At 70.3% G+C, this 10,134-nt stretch carries 12 protein-coding genes; 10 read left to right on the forward strand and 2 right to left on the reverse strand.

Features of this window, described 5'->3' with window-relative positions:
• The 9 genes from Apa02nite_RS50445 to ptsP all read left to right on the forward strand — a co-directional run.
• The coding region (locus Apa02nite_RS50445) for a hypothetical protein (protein ID WP_203831531.1) at positions 1 to 334 on the forward strand (334 nt) is incomplete at its 5' end.
• Positions 335 to 338: 4 nt separating this feature from the next.
• Positions 339 to 1,100, forward strand: coding sequence for a DeoR/GlpR family DNA-binding transcription regulator (locus Apa02nite_RS50450; protein ID WP_203831532.1), 762 nt, complete (start codon positions 339 to 341; stop codon positions 1,098 to 1,100).
• Between the two features lie 32 nt (positions 1,101 to 1,132).
• On the forward strand, positions 1,133 to 2,074 hold the full coding sequence (pfkB, locus tag Apa02nite_RS50455) for a 1-phosphofructokinase (RefSeq protein WP_203831539.1): 942 nt from the start codon (positions 1,133 to 1,135) through the stop codon (positions 2,072 to 2,074).
• A gap of 201 nt (positions 2,075 to 2,275) precedes the next feature.
• On the forward strand, positions 2,276 to 3,478 hold the full coding sequence (mtlA, locus tag Apa02nite_RS50460) for a mannitol-specific PTS transporter subunit IIC (RefSeq protein ID WP_067686024.1): 1,203 nt from the start codon (positions 2,276 to 2,278) through the stop codon (positions 3,476 to 3,478).
• Between the two features lie 19 nt (positions 3,479 to 3,497).
• Positions 3,498 to 3,806: a PTS sugar transporter subunit IIBC family protein gene (locus Apa02nite_RS50465; protein WP_067686022.1), complete on the forward strand. Its 309-nt coding sequence runs from the start codon at positions 3,498 to 3,500 to the stop codon at positions 3,804 to 3,806.
• Complete coding sequence (locus Apa02nite_RS50470; protein ID WP_067686020.1) at positions 3,799 to 4,248, forward strand: PTS mannitol transporter subunit IIA; 450 nt, start codon at positions 3,799 to 3,801, stop codon at positions 4,246 to 4,248. The genes Apa02nite_RS50465 and Apa02nite_RS50470 overlap by 8 nt, the downstream gene beginning before the upstream one ends.
• Entirely contained in the window at positions 4,245 to 5,285 is a 1,041-nt protein-coding gene (locus Apa02nite_RS50475; RefSeq protein WP_203831533.1) for a zinc-dependent dehydrogenase, read from the forward strand. The genes Apa02nite_RS50470 and Apa02nite_RS50475 overlap by 4 nt, the downstream gene beginning before the upstream one ends.
• Before the next feature lie 21 nt (positions 5,286 to 5,306).
• A complete protein-coding gene (locus tag Apa02nite_RS50480; RefSeq protein ID WP_203831534.1) occupies positions 5,307 to 5,582 on the forward strand; it encodes an HPr family phosphocarrier protein in 276 nt (91 codons plus the stop codon).
• A 1-nt stretch (position 5,583) separates the two neighbouring features.
• Positions 5,584 to 7,215, forward strand: a complete 1,632-nt coding sequence (gene ptsP / locus Apa02nite_RS50485) for a phosphoenolpyruvate--protein phosphotransferase (RefSeq protein ID WP_203831535.1) — start codon at positions 5,584 to 5,586, stop codon at positions 7,213 to 7,215.
• A 48-nt stretch (positions 7,216 to 7,263) separates the two neighbouring features.
• Here ptsP and Apa02nite_RS50490 read toward each other — a convergent pair whose 3' ends face one another.
• Positions 7,264 to 7,839 (reverse strand): hypothetical protein, encoded by a 576-nt coding sequence (locus Apa02nite_RS50490; protein WP_203831536.1) that lies wholly within the window; start codon positions 7,837 to 7,839, stop codon positions 7,264 to 7,266.
• Between the two features lie 30 nt (positions 7,840 to 7,869).
• On the reverse strand, positions 7,870 to 8,619 hold the full coding sequence (locus Apa02nite_RS50495) for a polyphosphate kinase 2 family protein (RefSeq protein ID WP_203831537.1): 750 nt from the start codon (positions 8,617 to 8,619) through the stop codon (positions 7,870 to 7,872).
• Between the two features lie 60 nt (positions 8,620 to 8,679).
• Here Apa02nite_RS50495 and tyrS point away from each other — a divergent pair, with 60 nt between their 5' ends.
• Positions 8,680 to 9,936 (forward strand): tyrosine--tRNA ligase, encoded by a 1,257-nt coding sequence (gene tyrS / locus Apa02nite_RS50500; protein WP_203831538.1) that lies wholly within the window; start codon positions 8,680 to 8,682, stop codon positions 9,934 to 9,936.
• Positions 9,937 to 10,134: the final 198 nt, after the last annotated feature.

Genomic DNA, 10,134 nt, shown 5'->3' on the forward strand with positions numbered 1-10,134 from the left:
TCAGGGGTGCCTCGCAAGCTCGGACACACCCCTGAGAACCAGCCAGGAGCGTGAGGCGCGCTGCGGCCGTTTGACCCGCGGGCATCGCGTGCGCCTCGCCCGCCTCGCCCGCCTCGCCTCGCCCGCCCGCCGCGCCTTGGCGCGCGAAAAACCACACAAGCGGGCATTGATGATCTTCTTGGGGCTTACGCCTGGTGCGGGCGATATATCGGGATCCGCCACGTTTGGCGGCAACAATTTTGCCTGTAAGGAGATCGAAATCTCTTTGACATATTGCGCTCGGGCAGAACCGGGCGTAAACAAAGACAAAGCCAAATCAACGCCAGGGCGGTGAGCAGATGTACGCGGAGGAACGGCAGCAGGAGATCGTGCGGCGGGCACGGGCCGAGGGCCGGGTCGACGTGGTGGCGCTGGCGGACAGCTTCACGGTCACGGCCGAGACGATCCGCCGCGACCTGACCGTGCTGGAGCGGGCCGGGGTGCTGCGCCGGGTGCACGGCGGGGCCATCCCGGTCGAGCGGCTCGGTTTCGAGCCGGCGCTGGCGGCCCGCGACGCGGTGCTGATCAGTGAGAAGGAGCGGATCGCCAAGGCCGCACTGGCCGAGGTTCCGGAGGACGGCGCGATCATCCTGGATGCCGGGACGACCACCGCCCGCCTGTCCGAGCTGCTGCCCGCCGACCGGGAGCTCACCGTCGTGGTGAACTCGCCGGTGCTGGCCGCCACGCTGGGGCTCAAGCCGAACCTGACAGTGCTGCTGCTCGGCGGCCGGGTCCGCGGCAAGACCCTGGCCACGGTGGACGACTGGGCGCTGCGGCCACTGTCCGAGATGTATGTCGACGTCGCGTTCATGGGCACCAACGGCGTCTCGGTCGAGCGCGGCATGACCACCCCTGACCCGGCCGAGGCGGCGGTCAAGCGGGCGATGATCGCCGCGGCCCGCCGGGTGGTGCTGCTCGCCGACCACACCAAGATCGGCAACGATTATCTGGCCCGGTTCGGCGGTCTCGCCGAGCTGGACCTGCTGATCACCGACAGCGGCCTCGACCACGAGCTGGCGGCCGAGGTCGAGGCCACCGGAGTCCGGCTGGTGAAGGCATGAGCACACCCAGTACACCCAGCGCCATCGACGGCATGATCCTCACCGTCACCCTCAACCCCAGCGTCGACCGGGCCCTCGAGGTCGATGTGCTGATCCGCGGCGAGGTGCTGCGGGCCGGCGACTCGCACATCGATCCGGGCGGCAAGGGCGTCAACGTCTCCCGCGCGCTGCTCGCCAACGGGGTCCGGTCCACCGCGGTGGTGCCGGCCGGCGGCGCCGAGGGCGAACAGCTCGTCGACCTCCTCAAGGGGGAGGGTGTCGACATGGTGGCCGTCCCGATCACCGGGCGGACCCGTTCCAACATCACTCTGGCCGAGCCGGACGGCACGGTCACCAAAATCAACGAGGCCGGCCCGGTGCTGTCGATGGCCGAGTTCGCTCAGGTCAGCGACGCGGTGCTGTCCGCCGCCCGGGGCTGCGACTGGGTGGTCATCTGCGGCAGCCTGCCGCCCGGCCCGTCGGTGCCGGCCTTCGCCGAGCTCTGCGAGCGGCTGGTCGCGGCCGGCGCCCGGCTGGCCGTCGACTCCAGCGGCCCGGCGCTGCTCGCCGGGGTGCGGGCCGGCGCGGCGCTGGTCAAGCCGAACCGGGAGGAGCTGGCCGAGGCGGCCGGCGCCGAGTTGACCACGCTCGGCGACGTGCTGGACGCCTGCGCCCGGCTGCGCGCGGCCGGCGCCGGGACCGTGCTGGCCAGCCTCGGCGCGGACGGCGCGGTGCTGGTCGAGGAGTCCGGCGTGCTGACCGGCACGTCGCCGGTGAGCGTGCCGCGTAGCACGGTCGGCGCCGGGGACGCGCTGCTCGCCGGGTTCCTCGCGGCCGGCGCGTGCGGCGAGGCCGCGCTCATCGAGGGACTGGCGTGGGGCGCGGCCGCGGTGTCGCTGCCGGGCAGCCGGATGCCACGACCAGAAGATCTCGACCGTACGACGATTCGCATCGATCACCATCCCGATCCGTCCCGCCTGCTCGGTCGCGACTGAGCGAGGCGGGTCAGCGTCACCCGCTCCACGGTTTGATCTGTCACTTCGTACGAAATCGGATTGAAGCGGAACCAGTGGCGGCCGTGAGGTCGCGGCCCACCGCTACCCGCAGCGAATCCGAAATCTGGCTCTTTAGCGGTACAAAACTAACTTTTTCTGCGGGGGACCGGCACGACCCCAGTTTATGAATGGAGATCCTTCATGGCCTCTTCGTACACCCCCGAGGTCACCGGAATCGGATTCCGGGCACGGGTGCAGAAACTCGGCGGACACCTCGCCGGCATGGTGATGCCCAACATCGGCGCGCTCATCGCCTGGGGCCTGATCACCGCGATGTTCATCCCGGTCGGCTGGATACCGAACGAGAACCTGGCCCAGCTCGTCGACCCGATGATCAAGTACCTGCTGCCGATCCTGATCGGGTACACCGGCGGCCGGATCGTGCACGGGCAGCGCGGCGCGGTGGTCGGTGCGATCGCCACCTTCGGCGTCATCGTCGGCGCGGACGTCCCGATGTTCCTCGGCGCGATGATCATCGCCCCGCTCACCGCCTACGTCCTGAAGCTCTTCGACAACGCTGTCGACGGCCGGATCAAGCCGGGCTTCGAGATGCTGGTGGACAACTTCTCGGCCGGCATCATCGGTGGCCTGTTCGCGATCCTCGGCAAGCTCGCCATCGGCCCGGTCGTGGACGGCCTGACCAAGGCGGCCGGCAACGCCGTCGACTGGCTGCTCGACCACAGCCTGATGCCGCTCGCCTCGATCCTGGTCGAGCCGGCCAAGGTGCTCTTCCTGAACAACGCGATCAACCACGGGGTGTTCGGCCCGCTGGGCGTGCAGCAGGTGCAGGAGACCGGCAAGTCGATCCTGTTCATGATCGAGTCGAACCCCGGCCCGGGCCTCGGCCTGCTCACCGCGTACCTGTTCTTCGGTCCGAAGTCGCTGCGCCCCAGCGCACCGGCCGCGATGATCATTCACTTCCTCGGCGGCATCCACGAGATCTACTTCCCGTACGTGCTGATGAAGCCGCGCCTGATCCTCGCGATGATCGCCGGCGGTATGTCCGGCGTGGCCACCTTCATGATCACCGGGACCGGCACGGTCGCCACCCCGGCACCGGGCAGCATCTTCGCCTACTTCGCGGTCACCGCGAAGAGCGGCTACGTCGGGATGATCCTCGGCGTGATCATCTCCGCGGCGGTCACGTTCGGGGTCGCGTCGCTCCTGCTCGGCTTCGGGAAACTCAAGTCCGATCAGGAGATCGACGAGACGGTCGCCGAGGAGGCGATCCTGGACGCCGAGACGGCCGGCACCCAGCACCCGACCGCGGACCAGCGCGTCGCCGCCTCCGTGGAACCCGCACCGAGCGAGAACCCCGTCAAGGAATCCAAGGAAACCGCCTAACCCGAACGGAGGTCCGGCCATGGCCACCATCAACGGCAAGGACATTCACAAGCTCGTCGTCGCCTGTGACGCAGGCATGGGCAGCAGCGTGATGCTCGCCAGCACCCTGCGCAAGCAGCTCGGCAAGACCGGTGTGACCGTGGAGCACACCCCGGTGAACTCCATCCCGGCCGACGCCGACTTGGTGGTCTGTCACAAGGGCCTGGCCGCCCGGGCCCGCTCGGTCGTACCCGGCAAGCCGATCGTGGCCTTCCAGATCTTCCTTGGCGACCCGGCGGTCACCCGGGTGGTCAAGGCCATCCAGCAGGGCACCGACCTCGATGTCTGAGTTGCTGGACGTGCGGGCGATCAAGCTCGCGGAGAAGGCGGTGGATCGTGACGACGCGATCCGCCGCACCGGCGAGGCGCTGGTGGAGATCGGCGCGGTCGAGCCCGGGTACGTCACCACGATGCTCGCCCGGGAGCAGTCGATCTCCACGTACGTCGGTGAGGGTGTCGCCATCCCGCACGGCACCCTCGGCGGCAAGGACTTGGTGAACCGGGACGCGCTGTCGGTGCTGCGCTTCCCGGACGGTGTGGACTGGGACGGCGAGACGGTGACCGTGTGCGTCGGCATCGCCGCCCGGGGCGACGGGCACGTCGAGCTGCTCGCCGCACTCGCCGAGGTCCTGCTCGACGAGGACCAGGCCCGCGAACTGCGCGAGGCCACCGAACCCGGCACCGTGATCCGGCTGCTCGGGGCACTGAAGGAAGAGGACAGCAACTCATGAAGGTCGTACGATTCCACGCTCCCGGCGACGTCCGTTTCGAGGACGCGCCGGAGCCCGAGGCCGGCGCCGGTGAAGTCAAGATCCGGGTCCGGAGCTGCTCCACCTGCGGCACCGACGTGAAGATCTCCAAGTTCGGGCACCACCACATCCACCCGCCGCGGGTGATGGGCCACGAGATCGCCGGTGAGATCGTCGCGGTCGGTGACGGCGTCGAGGGCTGGACGGCGGGTGACCGGGTCCAGGTGATCGCGGCCATCCCCTGTGGCGAGTGTGCCGAGTGCACCCGGGGCCGGATGACCATCTGCCCCAACCAGGTGTCGATGGGCTACCACTTCGAGGGCGGCTTCGCGCAGTTCATGGTCGTACCGAAGGAGGTCCTGAAGGTCGACGGCCTGAACCGGATCCCGGACGGCGTCTCGTTCGCTGAGGCGTCGGTGGCCGAACCGCTGGCCTGCGCGCTCAACGCGCAGAACCTGGCCCGGGTCGGCGAGGGCGACGACGTCGTGGTGATCGGTTCCGGTCCGATCGGCTGCCTGCACGTCCGGCTGGCCCGGTCCCGCGGCGCCGCCCGGGTGTTCCTGGTCGAGCTCAGCCGGCAGCGCCTGGACATGGCCGCGAACCTGGTCAAGCCGGACGCCGCGATCTGCGCCGCCGAGGTCGACCCGATCGAGGAGGTGCTGAAGCTGACCGACGGCCGTGGCGCCGACGTGATCATCACGGCCGCGGCCTCCGGCAAGGCGCAGGAACAGGCGATCCAGATGGCCGCGCGGCAGGGCCGGATCAGCTTCTTCGGCGGGCTGCCCAAGGACAAGCCGACGATCACCTGCGACTCGAACCTGGTGCACTACCGGGAACTCATGATCATCGGCGCGAACGGGTCCAGCCCGGCGCACAACAAGCAGGCGCTCGAGCTGGTCGCCACCGGCGCGGTGCCGGTCGCCGACCTGATCACCCACCGGCTGCCGCTGGAGCAGGCGATCGAGGCGTTCGGCATCGTCGAGCGCGGCGAGGCCATCAAGGTCACCATCGAGCCCTGATCGTTTCTGGAGAGGACCGTTATGCCCACGCGTACCGTCGCCGTCGGCTCCGCCAGCGGGCTGCATGCCCGTCCCGCCAAGATATTCGTCGAGGCGGCGGCGAAGGCCCCGGTAAAGGTGACCATCCGGGTCGGTGAGAAGAAGCCGGTCCCGGCGAAGAGCATGCTCTCGGTGCTCGCCCTCGGCGCCAAGAAGGGCACCGAGGTGACCCTCGAAGCCGACGGTGACGGCGCCGACCAGGCCCTGGACGACCTGGCCGCACTGCTCGCCCGCGACCTGGACGCCGACGGTGTCTGAGGTGGCCACCCTCACCGGGATCGGGGTGTGCGCCGGCGTCACCGGCGGACCGCTGTTGCGGATCGCCGCGGCGCCGGCGCTGCCCGCCCCGGTCCCGGTCGATGACGTCGAGGCGGAGGTGCAGCGGGCGGTCGCCGCGCTCGCCGAGGTGGTCGCCGACCTGTCCCGGCGCGCGGACCGGGCGGCCGACGAGACCGTGGCCGAGGTGCTGCGGGCCGAGGCGCTGATGGCCGACGACGAGGAGTTGCGCGACGCGGTGCGGGAGCACGTCGAGGGCGGCGCCGACGCGCCGCACGCGGTCGACGCCGCGTTCGGCGCGTTCCGGGAGATGTTCGCCGAGGCCGGCGGCTACCTCGCGGAACGCGTCGCGGACCTGGACGACCTGCGGGACCGGGCGGTCGCGGTACTGCTCGGGTTGCCGATGCCCGGTGTGCCACAACCCGGTTTTCCGTACGTGCTGGCAGCCCGGGACCTGGCCCCCGCGGACACCGCCGACCTCGACCCGGAGCAGGTGCTCGCGCTGGTCACCGAGATCGGCGGGCCGACCAGCCACACCGCGATCCTGGCCCGGGCGCTCGGGCTGCCCGCGGTGGTCGCGTGCCCGGGGGTGCTGGGGGTGACCGAGCACACCCTGGTGCTGGTGGACGGGTCGACCGGGCGGGTCGAGGTGGGAGTCTCCGCGGCGAGCGTGGCGGCCGCGGGTGCTCTCGCCGAGGCCGCGATCGACGACAACGCCGAACCGGGCCGGACCGCCGACGGGCACGCGGTGAAACTCCTGGCCAACGTCGGTTCGGTGAAGAACGTGCCGGCCGCCGACCAGGCGCACGCCGAGGGGATCGGGCTGTTCCGCACCGAGCTGCTCTTCCTCGACCGCACCTCGGAGCCGACCCGGGACGAGCAGATCGGCGCGTACCGGGACGTCTTCCGGGCGATGGCCGGCCGGCGGGTGGTGATTCGTACGCTGGACGCCGGCGCCGACAAACCGCTGCCGTTCCTGAAGCAGGAGGGTGAGCCCAACCCGGCGCTCGGGATCCGCGGCCTGCGGGTGGCCCGGCAGCGTCCGGACGTGCTGACCACCCAGCTCGCCGCGATCGCGGCAGCCGCCGACGACTGCGGCGCGGACGTCTGGGTGATGGCGCCGATGGTGTCCACCCTGACCGAGGCGACCGCGTTCGCGGCGGCCGTGCACGAGGCCGGGCTGCCGAAGGCGGGCGTGATGATCGAGGTGCCGGCCGCCGCGCTGCGGGCCGCCGACCTGCTGCGCGCTGTCGACTTCCTGAGCATCGGGACGAACGACCTGAGTCAGTACACGTTCGCCGCCGACCGGATGTGCGGGGACCTCGCCGAGCTGCTCGACCCGTGGCAACCGGCGCTGCTGCAACTGATCGCGATCTGCGGTGCGGCCGGGCGGGACACCGGCAAACCGGTCGGGGTGTGCGGGGAGGCGGCGGCCGATCCGCTGCTCGCACCGGTGCTGGCCGGGCTCGGGGTGAGCAGTCTGTCGATGTCGCCGCGGGCGCTGCCGGGGGTGCGGGCGGCGCTGGGGCGGTATTCGTACGCGGAATGTCGTCGTCTCGCGGACCTGGCGGTCGCGGCGCCGGACGCGGCGGCGGCCCGCAAGCTGATGGGATAGCAGAAAGGACCTCCGCCGCGGCGGAGGTCCTTTCCCTAAACGAGGTGACTAGTTGAACGGGAAGCCGGGCGGGAAGCGGACCGGCAGGCCGGACAGGTCCGCCAGGTCCGGCGTGTCCATGTTGGTCATCAGCCGGATGACGTCCAGCACGACCTGAGGCGTGCCGGGCGCGCCGTCGACGACGAGCACCCGCTTCTTGCTGTGGTCGCGGTATCCGGCCTCGATCCGGTAGGTGTACCGGTCGGCGCCCGGTGTGGCCGGAACGTATTTCGGCCGGAGCGCCTGGAACGCCGGGCTGCCGGCCAGCCGGAGCACCGCGGCCTGCTGCCGGTTGACCGAGCCGACCTGGGTGAAGACGGACTGACCGCCGCGCAGGCCACCGGTGCGGACGACGACCACGGCGATCGCCCGTTTGGCCGCCAGCTTGATCGGGGGTGCTGCCTTGATCGGGGGAGCCGCCTTGACCGGGGGCGCCGGCTTGATCGGCGGGGACGCCACCACGACCGGCGCGGCGGGCGTCGTGGCGGGGACCGGTTCGGTCGCGGCGGCGGGTCCGGCGACACCGCACACGATTCCGGCGAGACCCGCCAGCAGGGCGGCGGAGCGCAAAGGGAACCTACTCATCCGCTCACCATAACGGTCAAAAGTTACTAATCAGGACAATACTCCGAGCTTGGCGAGCCGCTTCTCCACCACCTGGCAGACCTGCTCGACCACCGCGAGCCGGGCGTAGCCCTTGTCGTCGCCGGGGATGACGTGCCACCGGGCCCGCGGCTGATCGGTACGGGTCAGCATCTCCTCGATCGCCGTCTCGTAGTCGTCGCGCTTCTCCCGGTTGCGCCAGTCCTCGTCGGTCAGCTTCCAGGTCCGCAGCGGATCGCCGGCCCGGTCCTTGAACCGGCGCAGCTGCTCGCCGGGGGAGACGTGCATCCAGAACTTGATCAGGATCATGCCCTCGGCGGCCAGCGTGCGCTCGAACTCGGTGATCTCGTCGTACGCCCGCTTCCACTGCTCGCCGGTGGCGAACCCCTCGACCCGCTCGACGAGCACCCGGCCGTACCAGGACCGGTCCAGCACGGCCATCCCGCCCTGGCCGGGCAGCACGTTCCAGAACCGCTGCAGGAAGTGGTGGCGCTTCTCGTCGTAGGTCGGCGCGGCGAACTGCGCGACCCGGACGTGCCGCGGGTCCAGCGGCGCGACCAGGCGCTTGATCGCCCCGCCCTTGCCGGACGCGTCCCACCCCTCGAACACCACGCAGAGCGGCGGCCCGATCTTCTGCTCGCCGATCTGACCGCCCAGCAGCAGCCGCAGGCGCAGCAGCCGCTCCTGCGCGTCCTTCAGCCGTTCCTCGGCCTTCTTCTTGCCGATCTCGATCGGCGGCTTCGCGCTACCCAGGTGACCCATCCGCCCAGCATCCCCGAAACCCGGTGTGTCCCGCAGCGGGCAGTGCGGGAGAATCGCTGCGTGACTCTCGTAGACGACCTGATGTGGCGTGGACTGATCCAGGACTCGACCGATGCCGATGAGCTGCGCAAAGCGTTGGACGGTGGCTCGATCACGTTCTATGTCGGTTTCGACCCGACCGCCGCCTCGCTGCACGTCGGTCACCTCATGCAGGTCATCACGGCCCGGCGGCTGCAGCAGGCCGGCCACCGCCCGCTGCTGCTGGTCGGCGGCGCGACCGGGCAGATCGGTGACCCGCGCGAGTCCGCCGAGCGCACCCTGAACTCGCCCGAGGTGGTCCAGAGCTGGGTGCAGCGGATCCGCGAGCAGCTTTCCCCGTTCGTCACCTACACCGGTGAGAACGCCGCCACCCTGGTCAACAACCTGGACTGGACCGGTCCGACCTCGGTCATCGACTTCCTCCGGGACGTCGGCAAGCACTTCCCGGTCAACAAGATGCTGGCCCGCGACGTGGTGCGCAACCGGCTGGAGAGCGGGATCAGCTTCACCGAGTTCAGCTACCAGCTGCTCCAGTCCAACGACTTCTACCAGCTGCACGTGCGCAACGGCTGCCAGCTGCAGTTCGGCGGCTCCGACCAGTGGGGCAACATCACCGCCGGCGTCGACTTCGTCCGCCGTCGTGGCGCCGGCCCGGTGCAGGCGTTCGTCACCCCGCTGGTGCTCAAGGCCGACGGCACCAAGTTCGGCAAGACCGAGGGCGGTGCTGTCTGGCTCGACGCCGCGATGACCAGCCCGTACTCCTTCTACCAGTTCTGGATCAACAGCGACGACCGCGACGTCGGCAAGTACCTGCGCTACTTCAGCTCCAAGACCCGCGAGGAGCTGGAGGAGCTGGAGAAGGCGACCGCTGAGCGGCCGCAGGCCCGGCTCGCGCAGCGTGCGCTCGCCGAGGAGCTCACCGCCCTGGTGCACAGCGAGGAGGAGGCCCGGCAGGCCATCGCGGCCAGCCAGGCCCTTTTCGGACGAGGTTCGCTGGAGGAACTGTCCGCCGACACGCTGCGGGCCGCTCTGAGCGAGACCGGCCTTCTTTCGGTACGAGGTGAGCTCCCGGCCGTCGGCACCCTGCTGAAGGAGTCGGGTCTGGTCGCCAGCGCGAACGAGGGCCGTCGCACGATCAACGAGGGCGGCGCGTACCTGAACAACGAGCGGATCACCGACGGCGAGGCGATCGTCCCCGCGTCAGCGCTGTTGCACGGCCGGTTCCTGGTGCTGCGGCGCGGCAAGCGCACGTTCGCCGGCGTGGAGTTCGAGGCCTGATCCGGTCCCGTTTGCGCGGTCCCTCTGTTCTGCCCCGAATTGGGGTGTCCAGGGGGCCGCGCAGGGCTCTGGCCTGAGGGTTTTAGCCCGTTGGGATGGTGTGACGGCGGTCGCCCGCTCCTGATTTGGCGTTGCGGGGGCCGGCGAGTAATGTTTACCGAGCCGCCAGGGAGACGGGCGAGCGAGCGGGACCCGCAA

This window comes from Actinoplanes palleronii (assembly GCF_016862315.1).
GTDB classification, from domain to species: Bacteria; Actinomycetota; Actinomycetes; order Mycobacteriales; family Micromonosporaceae; genus Actinoplanes; species Actinoplanes palleronii.

Excerpts from the sequence above, each read along its gene's own strand:
- Apa02nite_RS50450 (WP_203831532.1), top strand. The coding sequence starts at position 339 with ATGTACGCGGAGGAACGGCAGCAGGAGATCGTGCGGCGGGCACGGGCC.
- pfkB (WP_203831539.1), top strand. The coding sequence starts at position 1,133 with ATGATCCTCACCGTCACCCTCAACCCCAGCGTCGACCGGGCCCTCGAG.
- mtlA (WP_067686024.1), top strand. The coding sequence starts at position 2,276 with ATGGCCTCTTCGTACACCCCCGAGGTCACCGGAATCGGATTCCGGGCA.
- Apa02nite_RS50465 (WP_067686022.1), top strand. The coding sequence starts at position 3,498 with ATGGCCACCATCAACGGCAAGGACATTCACAAGCTCGTCGTCGCCTGT.
- Apa02nite_RS50470 (WP_067686020.1), top strand. The coding sequence starts at position 3,799 with ATGTCTGAGTTGCTGGACGTGCGGGCGATCAAGCTCGCGGAGAAGGCG.
- Apa02nite_RS50475 (WP_203831533.1), top strand. The coding sequence starts at position 4,245 with ATGAAGGTCGTACGATTCCACGCTCCCGGCGACGTCCGTTTCGAGGAC.
- Apa02nite_RS50480 (WP_203831534.1), top strand. The coding sequence starts at position 5,307 with ATGCCCACGCGTACCGTCGCCGTCGGCTCCGCCAGCGGGCTGCATGCC.
- Apa02nite_RS50490 (WP_203831536.1), bottom strand. The coding sequence starts at position 7,839 with ATGAGTAGGTTCCCTTTGCGCTCCGCCGCCCTGCTGGCGGGTCTCGCC.
- Apa02nite_RS50495 (WP_203831537.1), bottom strand. The coding sequence starts at position 8,619 with ATGGGTCACCTGGGTAGCGCGAAGCCGCCGATCGAGATCGGCAAGAAG.